The sequence below is a fragment of the Paenirhizobium daejeonense genome, assembly GCF_014280875.1.
Taxonomy (GTDB): domain Bacteria; phylum Pseudomonadota; class Alphaproteobacteria; order Rhizobiales; family Rhizobiaceae; genus Allorhizobium; species Allorhizobium daejeonense.
In genome coordinates this window covers 146,111-160,619 of sequence record NZ_JACLAL010000001.1, presented here as the reverse complement: position 1 = coordinate 160,619, position 14,509 = coordinate 146,111, and the positions used below count along the sequence as shown (strand labels likewise).

17 protein-coding genes are annotated in these 14,509 nt (G+C 61.7%); 10 read left to right on the top strand and 7 right to left on the bottom strand.

Features of this window, described 5'->3' with window-relative positions:
• Nucleotides 1-33: 33 nt before the first annotated feature.
• A complete protein-coding gene (gene hisS, locus H4I99_RS00710; RefSeq protein WP_163903695.1) occupies nt 34-1,560 on the bottom strand; it encodes a histidine--tRNA ligase in 1,527 nt (508 codons plus the stop codon).
• A 179-nt stretch (nt 1,561-1,739) separates the two neighbouring features.
• Here hisS and H4I99_RS00705 point away from each other — a divergent pair, with 179 nt between their 5' ends.
• The 4 genes from H4I99_RS00705 (at nt 1,740) to copM (ending at nt 3,906) form a co-directional block, all read left to right on the top strand.
• Nucleotides 1,740-2,183 carry a GyrI-like domain-containing protein gene (locus H4I99_RS00705; RefSeq protein ID WP_163903693.1) on the top strand — a complete coding sequence of 148 codons (444 nt, stop codon included), beginning with the start codon at nt 1,740-1,742 and terminating at the stop codon, nt 2,181-2,183.
• Between the two features lie 26 nt (nt 2,184-2,209).
• Entirely contained in the window at nt 2,210-2,962 is a 753-nt protein-coding gene (locus tag H4I99_RS00700; protein WP_163903691.1) for a hypothetical protein, read from the top strand.
• Between the two features lie 82 nt (nt 2,963-3,044).
• Nucleotides 3,045-3,434 (top strand): hypothetical protein, encoded by a 390-nt coding sequence (locus H4I99_RS00695; RefSeq protein ID WP_163903689.1) that lies wholly within the window; start codon nt 3,045-3,047, stop codon nt 3,432-3,434.
• Between the two features lie 73 nt (nt 3,435-3,507).
• On the top strand, nt 3,508-3,906 hold the full coding sequence (copM, locus tag H4I99_RS00690) for a CopM family metallochaperone (protein WP_164490797.1): 399 nt from the start codon (nt 3,508-3,510) through the stop codon (nt 3,904-3,906).
• A 119-nt stretch (nt 3,907-4,025) separates the two neighbouring features.
• Here copM and H4I99_RS00685 read toward each other — a convergent pair whose 3' ends face one another.
• Nucleotides 4,026-4,916, bottom strand: a complete 891-nt coding sequence (locus H4I99_RS00685; RefSeq protein WP_163903687.1) for a LysR family transcriptional regulator — start codon at nt 4,914-4,916, stop codon at nt 4,026-4,028.
• 104 nt (nt 4,917-5,020) lie between these two features.
• Between H4I99_RS00685 and H4I99_RS00680 the strand changes: the two genes are divergently transcribed.
• The 3 genes from H4I99_RS00680 (at nt 5,021) to H4I99_RS00670 (ending at nt 7,554) form a co-directional block, all read left to right on the top strand.
• Nucleotides 5,021-6,028: a YeiH family protein gene (locus H4I99_RS00680; protein WP_163903685.1), complete on the top strand. Its 1,008-nt coding sequence runs from the start codon at nt 5,021-5,023 to the stop codon at nt 6,026-6,028.
• Nucleotides 6,029-6,164: 136 nt separating this feature from the next.
• Entirely contained in the window at nt 6,165-6,869 is a 705-nt protein-coding gene (locus H4I99_RS00675; protein ID WP_163903683.1) for an HAD family hydrolase, read from the top strand.
• Nucleotides 6,870-6,885: 16 nt separating this feature from the next.
• A complete protein-coding gene (locus H4I99_RS00670; RefSeq protein ID WP_163903681.1) occupies nt 6,886-7,554 on the top strand; it encodes a DNA-3-methyladenine glycosylase I in 669 nt (222 codons plus the stop codon).
• 36 nt (nt 7,555-7,590) lie between these two features.
• Here the strand turns inward: H4I99_RS00670 and H4I99_RS00665 are convergent, their stop codons facing one another.
• Nucleotides 7,591-8,223, bottom strand: coding sequence for a DNA-3-methyladenine glycosylase I (locus H4I99_RS00665; protein WP_163903679.1), 633 nt, complete (start codon nt 8,221-8,223; stop codon nt 7,591-7,593).
• A 206-nt stretch (nt 8,224-8,429) separates the two neighbouring features.
• Between H4I99_RS00665 and H4I99_RS00660 the strand changes: the two genes are divergently transcribed.
• The 3 genes from H4I99_RS00660 to H4I99_RS00650 all read left to right on the top strand — a co-directional run bounded on the left by H4I99_RS00660 (nt 8,430) and on the right by H4I99_RS00650 (nt 10,937).
• Nucleotides 8,430-9,218, top strand: coding sequence for a L,D-transpeptidase (locus H4I99_RS00660; RefSeq protein WP_163903677.1), 789 nt, complete (start codon nt 8,430-8,432; stop codon nt 9,216-9,218).
• Nucleotides 9,219-9,350: 132 nt separating this feature from the next.
• Nucleotides 9,351-10,037 (top strand): L,D-transpeptidase, encoded by a 687-nt coding sequence (locus H4I99_RS00655; protein ID WP_163903675.1) that lies wholly within the window; start codon nt 9,351-9,353, stop codon nt 10,035-10,037.
• Between the two features lie 237 nt (nt 10,038-10,274).
• A complete protein-coding gene (locus tag H4I99_RS00650; protein ID WP_163903673.1) occupies nt 10,275-10,937 on the top strand; it encodes an outer membrane protein in 663 nt (220 codons plus the stop codon).
• 26 nt (nt 10,938-10,963) lie between these two features.
• Here the strand turns inward: H4I99_RS00650 and H4I99_RS00645 are convergent, their stop codons facing one another.
• From H4I99_RS00645 to glcE, 4 genes are all read right to left on the bottom strand, one after another.
• Nucleotides 10,964-11,425: a hypothetical protein gene (locus tag H4I99_RS00645; RefSeq protein ID WP_163903671.1), complete on the bottom strand. Its 462-nt coding sequence runs from the start codon at nt 11,423-11,425 to the stop codon at nt 10,964-10,966.
• Nucleotides 11,426-11,516: 91 nt separating this feature from the next.
• Entirely contained in the window at nt 11,517-12,815 is a 1,299-nt protein-coding gene (glcF, locus tag H4I99_RS00640; protein ID WP_163903669.1) for a glycolate oxidase subunit GlcF, read from the bottom strand.
• Nucleotides 12,816-12,879: 64 nt separating this feature from the next.
• A complete protein-coding gene (locus H4I99_RS00635; protein ID WP_163903667.1) occupies nt 12,880-13,260 on the bottom strand; it encodes a DUF4870 family protein in 381 nt (126 codons plus the stop codon).
• A complete protein-coding gene (glcE, locus tag H4I99_RS00630; RefSeq protein ID WP_163903665.1) occupies nt 13,257-14,465 on the bottom strand; it encodes a glycolate oxidase subunit GlcE in 1,209 nt (402 codons plus the stop codon). The genes H4I99_RS00635 and glcE overlap by 4 nt, the downstream gene beginning before the upstream one ends.
• Nucleotides 14,466-14,509: the final 44 nt, after the last annotated feature.

Here is a 14,509-nt window from a genome sequence, read left to right as displayed (position 1 = left end):
CGGGGAGGGTTGGGGAGGGGAAAGTCCACAAAATCAGACATCGGCCTGCTTCGCCCGACGACGGTCTTCCGCCTGGGCTGCGAGAATTTCCAGAACCTTCTCGACCAGTTCGCCCTCCGGCACCACGGCCTGGGCGACGCGGGCCTCACGCCATTCGGCATTGTCTGTGATCTCGCCCGAGAGGCGCTTGCCCTCGATCAGGTCCTTGATCTGCACCACGCCCTCTGCGCGCTCGTCGCCGCCCTGAATGATGGCGAGGGGCGAACCGCGACGGTCGGCGTATTTCAGCTGGTTGCCGAACTTCTTCCAGTTGCCCTGATACATCTCGGCGCGGACACCGGCGGCACGCAGCGCTTGCGTGAACTTCTGGTAACGGCCCATGCTCTCGACATCGCCGTCCATGACGGTGACCAGAACCGGCGCGACCACGTCGTCCTGACCGAGCTTGCCGAGGTTCTTGAGCGCCGTCATCAGGCGCGAGACGCCGATGGAGAAGCCGGTGGCCGGCACCGGCTGGCCCATGAAGCGCGATACGAGACCGTCATAACGACCGCCTCCGCCGACGGAGCCGAAGACGACCTTTTCGCCCTTTTCGTTGGTCACGTCGAAGCTGAGTTCAGCTTCGTAAACCGGGCCTGTGTAATATTCGAGGCCGCGGACGACGGAAGGATCGATCTTGATGCGATCAGGGCCATAGCCCGCGCCCAGAACGAGGCTGCGGATGGTGTTAAGTTCGTCGACGCCCTCGGTGCCCTTTTCGGTGCCCGCGACGAGTTCGGCCAGATGTACCGCGCTCTCGGCGTAATCGGTGATGCCGACGAAGAACAGCACCTTGCGGATCTGCTCGGCATCGAGCCCCGCGCCTTTGGTGAAGTCGCCGGACTCGTCCTTGCGGCCTTCGCCGAGCAGGAGCTTCACGCCTTCGGTGCCGAACTTGTCCAGCTTGTCGATGGCGCGCAGAACCGACAGACGGCGAGCGGCGTTTTCGTCACCACCGACACCGATCGCTTCCATCACGCCGTCGAGAACCTTGCGGTTGTTGACACGGATCACGTAGTCGCCGCGCTGGATGCCAAGGGCTTCCAGCGTATCGGCCATCATCATGCACATTTCGGCATCGGCCTGAACGCCCGGCGCACCGACCGAGTCGGCATCGAACTGCATGAACTGGCGGAAACGGCCCGGGCCGGGCTTCTCGTTGCGGAACACGTAGCCGGCGCGGTAGGTGCGGTAGGGAAGCTGGATCTCGTTGAAATTTTCCGCGACATGGCGGGCCAGCGGCGCGGTCAGGTCGTAGCGCAGCGACATCCACTGGTCGTCGTCGTCCTGCAGCGAGAAGACACCTTCGTTGGGTCGGTCGGCATCCGGCAGGAACTTGCCGAGCGCGTCGGTATATTCGAACAGCGGCGTCTCGACCGGATCGAAACCATAGCGCTCATAGACTTCACGGATCTTCGCGGTCATTTCGTTGACGGCGCGGATATCGGCAGCCTCACGATCGACAAAGCCCCGTGGCAGGCGGGCTTTGAGTTTCTGCGGTTTCTTGGACTTGTCGCTCATGGTGGGAACCGGGAATTCTTGTGTTTTCAGGTTGCCGGTGTCTTAGAGGATCAAGGTTTGGGCGGCAAGTATATTGATCGGGGACATCCGGTCTTTATACTTGTCGCGCTTGCGTTTTTTGCCCTTCTGCGGCTAGTTCGGCGGCGAATGAAGCCTGCCGAAGGAGGCGAGGAGAGCCGATGATCGAAATCGTGGAACTGCCGGAACTCGTCTGCATCGGCTACGAGATTGAAGCAGACTGGCAGGACCTGGCCACTCTCATGCCTAAACTCTGGCAAAGGCTATTCGCTGCCGATACCGGCGCGACGTCGTTTCTCGAAGTATCGAGCGAACCGGCGGAGGGCCGTTTCCGGGAACTGGTGGGGTTTCTTGCCGCAGGATCGACCGAGATACCCGATGGCATGACGAAGCTCCTTCTGCCGGCACGGCCTTACCTACGCCTCCACTATGAAGGTCCACTCTCGGGCATCGCCTCGGGTTTCCAGCGCCTCTACGACCATGCGGCGGCGAGCGGTCAGAGAACAGGCGACCTGAAGCTCGACTTCGGCTACACGCCCGGCCTCACCGATACCCGCCACGAACTCCACGTCGCGCTGGAACCGCAGCCGCTTCTGCTCGGCTGAGGCAAGGCCATGGAGACAAGGCCGCGATGATCCTCGAAGCCCTGAACTATGCCGCCACATGGCCGTTGACGATGCCGGCCCATCGAGAGGCCATCCGCTATTCGGTCAATCTGTGGTCGCGGGCGGGACGCTGTGCTGCGGCCTGGCGGGAGCATGAGGGAAACAGCAAGGCGGCCATCATCGCGGCCATGGGCGCGCTGAAACAGCGGCGCACAGCTGTCGTGCTCGGCTCCGGCCTGCTGCGCGATGTCCCGATCATCGCGCTTTCGCGGGCATTCGATACCGTGGTGCTGGTCGATCTGGTGCATCTTGCCAGCATTCGCGGCTGGCTCATGCTCAAGGGCCTGAAGAACGTGCGGCTGATCGAGCGCGATCTTGGCGGCTACGATGCGCTGAAAGCCGGACAGGAATCAGAGCCTCTCGCTTTTCTCAGGCAGGTGCCTTTCCTTGATTTCGTCGTCTCGGCCAATCTCCTGTCGCAGATCGGCACCGGGGCCATGAAACGGCTGGAACGGGAACCGCCGGCATCAATGCCGGAAGACACGCTGCCCCGGCTGATCCGGGCGCATATCGACGGCCTTGCCGGCCTGCCCTGCCAAAGCCTTCTCGTCACCGACATTTCCTATGAAGTGATCGACTGGACCGGCAAACGGCACGAGACATTCGACCTGCTGCATGGCGTCGACGTGCCTGTTCATCGCGCCGAATGGGAGTGGCCGGTGGTGCCACAGGGCGAAGAAAGCAAGGACTACCGCATCGTGCACAAGGTCATCGCCTGATGGTGCGCCTCATTTCGACCGTCGGCTGACCGTTTCCGACATCGGCCTTGCTTTCGACGAAATCGCCCCTACCTTCGTTGCCATGACGTTGCTACTTCGTGCCTTTCTGCTGCTTGCCGCGCTGGCTTATGGCGCCATGCCCTTTACCGGCATGGCGATGCCCGTTGGTGCGTCCATGCAGATGGCTGCAGTAACGGCAACACAGGCAGACGAACCCGCCCATGCCATGCATGGGCGCATGAAGCACGACACGGCCAAGGCTAAGCACGCCGAGACGGCAAGCACAGACGCCGATTGTCCGCATCCGGGCAAGACCGACCGCTCCGCCCACTGTTCCGCCTGCCTGACGCTGCCCGCCAGCCTCGTCATTGCCGATGCGGGCTCGCCGACCCGTTCCGCCGAGGCTATCTCCCTTGTCACAGCTTTGCATTCGCAGCCATCGGCGCCGCTTACTCCCCCTCCCCGCGCCTGAAGACGCTTCTTTTTCGAACCGATAACGGCCCAAGGCCGAAACAGATTCCGTCTGAACGACAAGGAAAACCCCAATGCTATTCAAGGCACTCTTCACGGCATCCGCCATTCTTCTCGCAAGCTCCGCTTACGCCCAGGAAACCATGTCCCATGACCATATGAACATGAGCGGCATGACCATGGATCAGCCGGCGGGGGATCAGCCGGCGGGCGACCAGTCGCCTTCCAGCCAGGCATTTGCTGAGGCAAACGCCAGGATGCATGGCGACATGGCGATCGAATACACCGGCGACACCGATGTCGACTTCGTTCGCGGCATGATCCCGCATCATCAGGGCGCAATCGACATGGCGAAAATCGAGTTGCAATACGGCAAAGATCCGGAAATTCGCAAACTCGCCGAAGAGGTCATCAAGGCCCAGGAAGGCGAGATCGCCATGATGAAGGAATGGCTCGCCAAGCACGGCCAGTAAAACAGAGGAGCCTCGGGCTAGAGCGTTTCCGCTTTTCTCCGAATCGCGAAAACCCTCTACCTTCTTGTTCTTACGCATTTCCGTACGCAAAACCGCTTCGCACTTTTGCTGGAAATGCTCTAGCCCGCCTGCTCGAGGCTCATCCTTTCCAGCATGGACGCCGCCCGGCTGGGGCGGCGTTCCTTGTGCCGCAGGATGGAAAACTGCCGGACCGGCAGCGAGAAGTTCACGGCTACCAGTTCACCGCTTGCCAGCCGGCCAGCCGCCGCGATGCCCGAGACAACGGCCGCGCAGGGACCGGCGGCGACGGCCGACAGCACGGCCTCGTTGGATGGCAAGGTCAGCACATTTCTCAAAAGAGCCGGATCGACGCCGAGACCGCGAAGCGTATCCTCGAACGCAGCGCGCGTGCCCGACCCCTTCTCGCGCATGATCCAGCCCGTTTCCTCGGCCAGTTGACTGGCGGAAAGCGACTGGCCGTTGGAAAACGCATGTCCCGGCGCAACGACTGCCAGAAGCGCGTCGTCTGCCACCTTCATAACCGCAAGCGCGGGATCATCGACCGCTCCCTCGGCGAAGCCGATATCGGCAGTGCCGGCATTCACCGCCTGAGCCACCGAACGGGTGTTGCCGATGGTGAATTCCAGTTCGATGCCCGGATATTCCGCATGAAACCGCATTAGCAGAGGCGGCAGCCAATAGCTCGCCACCGTCTGGCTTGCCTGAACCGCAAGCCGGCCGCGTGATAATCCCCCAAGCTCCGACAGCATCAGTTCGGCTGAGCGGGCGCGGGCGAGCGTGGCGCGGGCCTCGTCGAGAAACAGGCGGCCTTCCATGGTCAGTTCGATGCGTCGCCCGACCCGGTTGAACAGGGCCACACGGTAATAAGCCTCCAGATTGCGGATCGCGGCGCTGACGGCCGAGGGCGTGAGACCGATGGCCTCGGCAGCCCGCGTCAGGTGCTCGCGTTCGGCAACGGCGACGAAGATGGAAAGTTGCTCGAAGGTCATCGTCAAACGTTCGTTTTTATCGAATGAAATATGACTTATTATGCGATGGAAGTCGATAATCAAGCGACCGATAATTCGCCTGTCAACCACAGGTGTCCGCCGCTATGAAACCGTTTCAAGCTCCATCCGCCATCCTTCCGGGTCTCGCCCTCTGTCTTGCCGTTGCCGCATCCGGCCTTGCGCTGGAGCATGTGGAAGTTCTGCTGATCGGCGCGCGGCCGCTGGAAAGCCTCGTCTTCGCCATCCTGATCGGGGTCGCGCTGCGGTCCAGCATCAGGTTGCCCGCCTCGTTCGACGCCGGCATCACATTTTCCGCCCACTTCGTTCTGGAATGCGCGATCGTGCTGCTCGGCGCCTCGATCAGTGTGGAGGCCATAAGCGCTGCCGGGCCGCTGCTGGTCGCGGCTATCGCATCGGTCGTCCTGCTGTCGATCGCCGTCAGCTTCACCATCGGACGGCTCTTCGGCCTTTCGCCAAAACTCGCCTTTCTCGTCGCCTTCGGAAATTCGATCTGCGGCAACTCCGCAATCGCCGCCTCCGCTCCGGTGGTGGGAGCGGACCCGGAGGATGTCGCTGCGTCCATCGCCTTTACCGCTGTGCTCGGGGTCGCCGCCGTGCTGCTCATGCCGCTTGTCAGCATCGCGCTCAATCTCAGCGCCGTGCAGTATGGGGTGTTCGCCGGCCTGACCGTTTATGCCGTGCCGCAGGTGCTGGCGGCCACCGCCCCGATCGGCGTCGTCAGCCTGCAGACGGGGACGCTGGTCAAGCTCATCCGGGTGCTGATGCTCGGGCCGCTTCTCTTCGTCGTCGGGCTGGTGCGGGGCGCTTCGGGGCAGCGTATCTCGCTTCGCCACATGCTGCCGTGGTTCATCGTTGGCTTCGCCATCATGGTGATGCTCAGGTCCGCAGGTATCCTTGGCGAACCGCTGCTTGCCCGCCTTTCCAATCTTTCCACCATCTGCACGACGGTCGCCATGGCCGGTCTCGGGCTTTCCGTCGATATCAGGTCCCTGAGGAAATCGGGCGGCCGGGTGGTGCTGGCGGCCTTCGCCTCGCTGATGGCGCTTTGCGGGATCAGCATGACGATGATCCTCGCCATCGGCATCATGTGAACTCGCCCTGCGACGGCGTCGTCAAAACTCGAAGACGCAGCAGCATTGTCTGCGCGCAATTCCAGGCGCAAAACCGGTTCCCATTTTTGCTGGAATTGCTCTATTCTGGCGACCAATCGCAGGAAGAGACATCACGATGAATACGCGCTCTCTCGCCGTCATCGGCTTCGATGCCGACGACACGCTCTGGCAAAACGAACAGTATTACCGGCTGACGGAAGAGCATTTCCGCGACTTGCTCGCCGATTTCGCCGAGGGCGAGCATGTCTCCGAACGCCTGCTGGAGGCGGAGCGGCGCAACCTTGCCCAGTACGGCTTCGGAATCAAGGGCTTCACGCTGTCGATGATCGAGACCGCGCTGGAGATCACCGAGGGACGAGCTCCGGGGAAGGTGATCAACGAGATCCTTTCGATCGGGCGCAACCTGCTCAGCCATCCCGTCGAGACCATGCCGCATGCCCGCGATGTGCTGGAGACGCTGGCGGGTGAATATTATCTAGTGCTGATCACCAAGGGCGACCTGTTCGACCAGGAGCGGAAACTCGCCCAGTCCGGCCTTGGCGATTATTTCGACGCGGTGGAGATCGTCTCCGACAAGACGGCGACCACCTATCGGCGCATCTTCGGCAAGACGCCCGACGGGCCAGAACGGGCGATGATGATAGGCAATTCGCTGAAGTCCGATGTCGTACCCGCGATTGCCGCCGGCGCCTGGGGCGTGTTCGTCCCCCACCAGCTGACATGGGTGCTGGAACAGGTGGACAAGCCGGAACAGGCACCGCGTTTCCGCGAAATCGCCCATCTCGGCGAACTGCCGAAACTCATTACGGACATCGGCTGAAAAAGCGGAGACAGGGATGCACAGCTTCAACGAGATTTGGGCGATTGCGGCCGGGCGCAAGGGAGGAGACACAGCGGTAGAGGCCGCGCTGCAATATCCGAAGACGCGCGACGAAATCGCTGAAACACCCGACGACCGGTTCCTGTCGATGATGACCAGATGCATCTTTCAGTCGGGCTTCAACTGGAAAGTCGTGGATGCCATGTGGCCCGGTTTCGAGGCCGCTTTCGACGGCTTCGACATTGCGCGTTGCGCCATGCTGCATGACGAGGATTTCGAGCGGCTGGTTTCCGATAGCCGGATCGTGCGGCATGGGCCGAAGATCCGCTCGGTGCAGGAGAACGCGGTCTTTCTCTCCGACCTGGCAAGGGAACATGGCAGCGCCGGCCGCTTCTTCGCCGATTGGCCGGCGGACAATTATCTCGGCCTTACCGATCTCCTGAAGAAGCGGGGATCGCGGCTCGGCGGCAATACTGGCCAGTATTTCCTGCGTTTTTCCGGTGTCGACAGCTTCATCCTCTCCCAGAGCGTGGTGAACCGCCTGATTGCGGAAGGCATCGTCGAAAAGGCCCCTTCCTCGGCCAAGGAAAAGGCCGCCGTGCAGGCAGCCTTCAACACATGGCGCGCCGAATCCGGGCGTTCGCTGACAGAGATCAGCCGCGTGCTCGGGATCAGCATCGACTGAAGGCGGCGTGTGGTCCCGCTTTCAATTTGATCAGACTCAAACAGGCCGGACGAATTCCGTCCTCAATTGTTCCACCTGTGGCCGGCAGCAGCAGCCCTCGATGTGATCGTTGACCATGCCCATGGCCTGCATGAAGGCGTAGACGGTGGTCGGGCCAACGAAGCTCCAGCCGCGCTTCTTCAGGTCTTTCGACAGGCGCACAGATGTCGGAGAGGTCGGATTGGCGCGAAGCGTCTCGTAGTCCATGCTTGCAGGTCGCTCCTCGGGGCCGGGCTCGAAGCTCCAGAAATAGCGGGCAAGGCTGCCGAATTCCGCCTTGAGATCGACGGCATGGCGGGCATTGTTGATGGTCGAGACGATCTTGCCGCGATGGCGGATGATGCCGGCATCGGCGAGCAGGCGGGCGATGTCGCCATCATCGAACAGCGCCACCTTGTGGAAATCGAAACCTGCAAAACCGGCGCGGAAATTCTCCCGCTTCCGGAGGATGGTGAGCCAGGAGAGACCGGACTGGAAACCCTCGAGGCAGATCTTTTCGAACAGGCGGAAATCGTCGGTAACCGGCCTGCCCCACTCCTCGTCATGATAGCGCCGGTAGTCCTCGAGGCCGCCATGCCAGAAGCAGCGCGTCAGCCCGTCTTCGCCCGTAATCAGTCCCGTCTTTTCCATCTTTTTCCATTTTCCGATTGAATCGGCCAGACGTTTACCATTTGTTCACTAATTTTCCAAACCGACCGCTAACCCTGACGAAAGGTTTACGGCACAGGCGGCCTTTTAATGAACACGCATTTACCAATTGTGGCGACGCGGCTGGCACGATCGCGTCAACGAGGCCGCTCGGCCCCTGTTTTCGGAAAAATGTAGCGAGTCGTCCGATGTTGAAGAAGTCGATATTCCTGGCCGCCTGTGCCGGCCTGATTGCCGCAACGCCCTCCCTTGCCGATGACCGGTACCAGACGCGCCCGCCGGTGATCGTCAGCCCCGACCTTTCGGCCCCGTGGGTGATGCAGCTCGGCGGCGCCACGCGCCCGGTCGTCTATGCGCCGAACCCGGTGCAGCAACCGCGCCAGCAGGTCCGCACCTACCAGCAACGCCCGGTCCAGCAGCGCCCCGTGGCTCAGCGCAGGACGCCGATGCCGCAGGCCACCCAGCCGCAGATAGTGCAGCCGGCCGCCATGCGTCCAAACCAGCCAATGAAGACACAGATCGATCCGGTATTCCTGCCGCAGATGGTCGCCTACGACACTCCACACAAGCCGGGCACCATCGTCATCGATACCAACAACCGTTTTCTCTATCTCGTGACCGGTAACGGACAGGCCAAGCGCTACGGCGTCGGCGTCGGCAAACCGGGCTTCGAATGGGCCGGCACCCACAAGATCACCGCCAAGAAGGAATGGCCGGACTGGACACCGCCGAAGGAAATGATCTCCCGCGAAGCTGCCAAGGGCCACTACCTGCCGGCGCGAATGGATGGTGGACCGGAAAACCCGCTCGGCGCCCGCGCCATGTATCTCGGCTCCACGCTCTACCGTATTCACGGCACCAACGCGCCCTGGACCATCGGCAACGGCGTCTCATCCGGCTGCATCCGCATGCGCAATGAAGACGTCGTCGATCTCTACGAACGGGTCGGCGTGGGCACGAAAGTCATCGTGATGTAAATCACACAGCATGAGTGATAGTCCTGCAAATGGCCGTGCATTGCCGCTATTTCTTATGAGCAAATGCTGAAAGGCTTGCATTGAGACGGGAGTCGGATAGGCTCGCGTTTCCGTGATTTGGGGGATCTCATCATGCAGAAATACGTGAATGTGCTTGCGGCAGCGACGATCATGGCGACAAGCGCGCTGGCTCCGATCGAGGCCCAGGCCTTCAGCGGCAATCGTCCGGCGACGACCAGCGACGTGACGCTGGCGGCAACTCAGCCGAAGCAGGTGGCAGAAAAGTTCAAGCGGCGCGTCGTCCGTCTCGTGACCGACGAAAAGCCCGGAACGATCATCATCGATACCAACAACAAGTTCCTTTACTATGTCGAAGGCAACAACCGCGCGACCCGTTATGGCGTGGGCGTCGGCCGTGAAGGTTTCGGCTGGTCGGGCGTGGTCAAGATCGGCCGCAAGGAAGAATGGCCGAGCTGGCGTCCGCCGGCTGAAATGCGCGCCCGCGAGGCCAAGAAGGGCCATATGCTTCCGGTCGTTCAGGAAGGCGGCGTCGACAATCCGCTCGGCGCGCGCGCCATGTATCTGTTCAAGGGTGGCCGCGACACGATCTTCCGCATCCACGGCACCAACCAGCCCTGGACCATCGGCCTGAACATGTCTTCTGGCTGCATCCGTATGATGAACAAGGATGTCGAGCACCTCTACGAGCGTGCAGACATCGGCTCGAAGGTCATCGTGGTCGGTCCCGGCAACAAGCAGGGCGATGTGAGCTTCGAGGACCGCGGCATCGACATCCTGCGCACGATCCTCGGCGGCTGAGGCCTGAGACAACCGAATCACGGCAGGCGGCATCCCATGCCCGCCTGCCGGCATGGGCTGCCGCGGCCAATTCTGGCTTCACCATCCGCCAAGCGCGTCGCTCACCTTGACAAAAGGCTGTTTGCCAGACGTCAGCCGCCGCTTTCACGGACTGGTGATGCAAAATGGAAACAGACTTGCCGCCGAAATTCCCATATAAAACTTGTCAGTCATAACTAGATTTTTCGGGTCGCCACCATGAACATCAAACTTCGTTTCCTGCTCTGTGCATCGGCTGCCGCCGTCGCTCTGTCTGCGTCGCTCGCCCATGCAGAAATGACGATCTCCGCTTATGGCGGCGCCCAGTCAGCACCCCACAGCGATGTTGAAGTCTCCGACCAGCCGGATTTCACCGCCGGTTGGGAAGGCAAGTCCTTCTCCATGCCTCCCTACTACGGTTTCCGTGGCACCTGGTGGCTGGAAGATCTCGGCCAGCCGAACCTCGGCGTCTCGATCGACTACAGCCATGCCAAGGTCTACAGCAACGACAGCACCCGCGCCGAAGCCGGCTGGAGCCACTTCGAATTCACCGACGGCCTGAACCTGCTGACCCTGAACGCGCTTTACCGCTTCCCGATCGAAGGCACCAAGTTCGTGCCTTACGTCGGCGCCGGCGCTGGTATCAACATCCCGCATGTCGAAGTTACCCGTCCGTCGGGCGTTACCTCGGAATTCCAGGTCGGCGGCGCGACCATTCAGGCGCAGGCCGGCGTGGCTTACCAGTTCACCGACCGTTGGTCGGCCTTCGTAGAATACAAGGGCAACTACTCGTGGGTTGACGTCGACATCGACAGCGGCGCTTCGCTGAAGACTGACGTCATGACCAATGCGGTCAACGCCGGTATCACCTTCCACTTCTAAGATGCGGAGCCCCTTCCTCGAAGGGGCTAGTGCAAATCGCAGACGACCGAAGCCCCGTGTGACAGGACAATGTCGCGCGGGGTTTTGTTATCTGTCGACGTCGATATCCTGATGTCGTAATCGCCCTGGAAACGTTCATTCTTCCGGGTGGACGTGACGAAGATCGTCAGTTCGAAACTGCCGACCAGTTGTTTGTCCTGCAGGTCCGACGATAGTTGCAGGCGAAGCTCTTGGTCGTTCATCGACTGCTGGGCGAGTACGGGAGTATCGAAACGCAGGTGACGAAACGCCGGCGGCACCTTTTCATCCTTGATACCGACCACGCCCCGGAAGTTCACCAGCTTGCCCTTATCGCTTGCGCTGATATCGCTTTCGATCGACAGCCTCAGGACCTCGTCAGCGGCCGCGCAATAAAGGCGTTCCGCAGCGTGAACCGGCGAGAATGCGGCAAGCAGCAGGATGGCGAGGCCAACGGTTACGACACGCATTCGATCTTTCCTTCCGGTCGGCAATCATGTCCCGGCGGAAGAAGTTTGCATCAGCATTGCCTTAAAAAGCATGAATGATCAGGCCGAACCGTCAGGCCAATCCTGGGGGCTTCTCCCCGCCATAGGCCCAGTCCAATAGCTCGACCGTGTGCACGATCGGGACTGATGTTCCCGAGCCGATCTGGGTGAGGCAGCCGATATTGCCGGCGACGATCACGTCGGGCTTGGTCGCTTCAAGGTTTTTCACCTTGCGGGCCTTGAGTTTGGCCGAAATCTCCGACTGCATGATGTTGTAGGTGCCGGCGGAACCGCAGCAGAGATGACCTTCGGCCGGATCGCGGACCGTGAAACCCGCATTTTTCAAAAGCGTCTTCGGCGCCATGGTCACCTTCTGCCCGTGCTGCAGCGAACAGGCAGAGTGATAGGCGACCGTCAGGTTCTTCCGCTCCTGCACCGGCAGTTCGAGTGTCGAGAGATATTCGGTTACGTCCTTTGCCAGGGCGGATACGCGCTCCGCCTTGCCCGCATAATGCGGGTCGAGACGCAGCATGTGGCCATAATCCTTGATCGTCGTGCCGCAGCCAGACGCGGTGATGACGATGGCGTCCAGCCCGCCATCCTCGATTTCGCGGATCCAGACGTCGACATTGCGTCTCGCACTGGCAAGAGCCTGCTCCTCGCGCCCCATATGGTGAACCAGAGCACCGCAACAGCCCTCCCCTTCCGGCACGACGACCTCTATGCCGAGACGCGTCAGCAGACGAACCGTCGCGGCGTTGATGCCCGGGTCGAGGACGCCCTGGGCACAGCCGGTGAGGATCGCAACCCGGCCGTGGCGCGCTCCTGCCGCCGGATGCACCGCCGGTCGGGCGATTGCCGAAACCGGAGGCACGGAAGCTGGCGCAAGGTCCAGCATGGCGCCGAGCGGTCGCAATGCCGGCACCCGTTTCAGGAGACCGGCGAACGGACGCCCGAGCCGCGCAAGCCGGAGAGCGGCGCGGAACCGTGCAGGATAAGGAAGGGTCATCGCCAGCACGGCGCGGGTCAGCCGGTTCACCAGCGGGCGGCGATAGGTCTTTTCGATGTGAATGCGGGCATGATCGACCAGATGCATGTAGTCGACGCCGGAGGGACAGGTCGTCGTGCAGGCAAGGCAGGAAAGACAGCGGTCGATATGGGTCACCAGATCCTTGTCGGCCGGCCTGCTGTTTTCCAGCATGTCCTTGATGAGGTAGATACGGCCACGAGGGCTGTCCAGTTCGTTGCCGAGCGTCACATAGGTGGGACAGGTGGCCGTGCAGAACCCGCAATGGACGCATTTACGCAGAATGCTCTCCGCCTCGGCGATATGCGGATCCGTCAGCTGTTCTGCGGTGAAATTGGTTTGCACGTCCTGCCTCCCAGCGGGCGGCGGCTCCCTCGCCTTGCTCCCGCGTGTTCCTGTGTATCCAGTGTCAGATCCACCAACTCAACGGCTTGTCGATGGGCTGGCCGGCCGAAGCTTTCTGAAGGCCGATGATGCAGCGGACGACGACCCAGACGACCGTGGCGATGCCGAGTAGAACGCCGATCACGGCGATGGTCAGCAGTATGGAAATCACACCGTAGAGCAGACCGATCCAGAAGGTGCGAATGGCCCAGGTGTAGTGCGTGTCGACCCAGCCGCCTGCCTTGCCGCGGTTGAGATAGGCGAAGATGACGCCGATGATGGTGCTGATGCCGATGACGAAGCCGAGGAGATAAAGGGCATAGACAAGCTGGACATTGAGCTTGCCGGGTTCCAGCCAGCCGTCCGGGCGCTCAGAGCCGGGAAGTGGCGAGATCGGATCCGTCATTTCATATCTCCTTTGACCATGCGGCCGGGGTTGAATATGCCGCGCGGGTCGAATTTCTCCCGGACCCGCTCCGAAAGCAAGGCAACCGCAGGTGATAGCGGCTCGAAGGCGGACACACCGGCACGGGCCGAGGGGCGGGCTCTCATCAGCGTAGCATGACCGCCGCCAGCGGCCTTCACGTAACGCCGCAACAGATCCGCCTCGGGATCGGCTTCCATGCGCATCCACACAAGACCGCCCTGCCAGTCGTAGAATGCATCGATGCCGGCTTCCAACCGAAGTGCGGCAACGAGCTTCCAGCCTTCCGAGGGGGCGACAGACACACGCCAGAGCGGCCGCTCCGTGCCATCGGCATAAGGATGGACATCACGAATTTCGCGCCAGAGCCAGGCCGTCTGTTCCGGATCGAGCCGCGATACGGGACCGTGCGATGTGAGCGCCATCGCGAGCTTGTCGGCCCGGACGGCAACGGAGGCTTCGATACCTTCCAGCCTGAGGACGGTGGCCGGGCCATCCTTCAGCGCCCCGCCGATGAAGCGACTACGGACGGTTTCCGGCAGGTGAGCGGCCCCCGACACCTCGACCGACAGCGCCATGGCTTCCGCCATCGCCTTTGCCGCCTCGGCATCTTCGAGACCTGACACCACGATCGTCACGGCCGTCTTGGGCTGCGGCAACACCTTGAAGGTCACCTCCGTCAGCAGGCCGAGCGTGCCATGGGATCCGGCCATCAGCTTGACCAGATCGAGACCGGTGACGTTCTTCATCACCCGGCCGCCGGCCTTGATGACTTCCCCGTGACCATTGACGAAGCGGACTCCGAGCAGATGGTCGCGCGCGGCGCCGGCAGTGAACCGGCGGGGACCGGAAGTATTGGTGGCGAAGACCCCGCCAATCGTCGGCTGGCCCATGGTTCCCATCATGCCCCGATGATCGGCGGGTTCGAAGGCCAGTGACTGGCCATGAACGGATATCGCCGATTCGATATAGGCAAGCGGCGTTCCGGCTCGCGCGGTCAGGACCATTTCCGCCGGATTGTAAGTAACGATACCGGTAAGCCCGGTCGATCGCAGCTCGGCAGCACCCAAAACGGCGTTGCCTAGACCGGCGCGCGTTCCGCCGCCCGATATGGCGAGCGGCACGGCCTTTTCGGCATGGGCGCGGATCATCGCCGAAGCCTCGATTTCCGACTGCGGGATCAGCATGGAATGCCTCCGGGATGTCCCGCGCACTTACCTTCTGCCGGATG

Excerpts from the sequence above, each read along its gene's own strand:
- hisS (WP_163903695.1), bottom strand. The coding sequence starts at position 1,560 with ATGAGCGACAAGTCCAAGAAACCGCAGAAACTCAAAGCCCGCCTGCCA.
- H4I99_RS00705 (WP_163903693.1), top strand. The coding sequence starts at position 1,740 with ATGATCGAAATCGTGGAACTGCCGGAACTCGTCTGCATCGGCTACGAG.
- H4I99_RS00700 (WP_163903691.1), top strand. The coding sequence starts at position 2,210 with ATGATCCTCGAAGCCCTGAACTATGCCGCCACATGGCCGTTGACGATG.
- H4I99_RS00695 (WP_163903689.1), top strand. The coding sequence starts at position 3,045 with ATGACGTTGCTACTTCGTGCCTTTCTGCTGCTTGCCGCGCTGGCTTAT.
- copM (WP_164490797.1), top strand. The coding sequence starts at position 3,508 with ATGCTATTCAAGGCACTCTTCACGGCATCCGCCATTCTTCTCGCAAGC.
- H4I99_RS00685 (WP_163903687.1), bottom strand. The coding sequence starts at position 4,916 with ATGACCTTCGAGCAACTTTCCATCTTCGTCGCCGTTGCCGAACGCGAG.
- H4I99_RS00680 (WP_163903685.1), top strand. The coding sequence starts at position 5,021 with ATGAAACCGTTTCAAGCTCCATCCGCCATCCTTCCGGGTCTCGCCCTC.
- H4I99_RS00675 (WP_163903683.1), top strand. The coding sequence starts at position 6,165 with ATGAATACGCGCTCTCTCGCCGTCATCGGCTTCGATGCCGACGACACG.
- H4I99_RS00670 (WP_163903681.1), top strand. The coding sequence starts at position 6,886 with ATGCACAGCTTCAACGAGATTTGGGCGATTGCGGCCGGGCGCAAGGGA.
- H4I99_RS00665 (WP_163903679.1), bottom strand. The coding sequence starts at position 8,223 with ATGGAAAAGACGGGACTGATTACGGGCGAAGACGGGCTGACGCGCTGC.
- H4I99_RS00660 (WP_163903677.1), top strand. The coding sequence starts at position 8,430 with ATGTTGAAGAAGTCGATATTCCTGGCCGCCTGTGCCGGCCTGATTGCC.
- H4I99_RS00655 (WP_163903675.1), top strand. The coding sequence starts at position 9,351 with ATGCAGAAATACGTGAATGTGCTTGCGGCAGCGACGATCATGGCGACA.
- H4I99_RS00650 (WP_163903673.1), top strand. The coding sequence starts at position 10,275 with ATGAACATCAAACTTCGTTTCCTGCTCTGTGCATCGGCTGCCGCCGTC.
- H4I99_RS00645 (WP_163903671.1), bottom strand. The coding sequence starts at position 11,425 with ATGCGTGTCGTAACCGTTGGCCTCGCCATCCTGCTGCTTGCCGCATTC.
- H4I99_RS00635 (WP_163903667.1), bottom strand. The coding sequence starts at position 13,260 with ATGACGGATCCGATCTCGCCACTTCCCGGCTCTGAGCGCCCGGACGGC.
- glcE (WP_163903665.1), bottom strand. The coding sequence starts at position 14,465 with ATGCTGATCCCGCAGTCGGAAATCGAGGCTTCGGCGATGATCCGCGCC.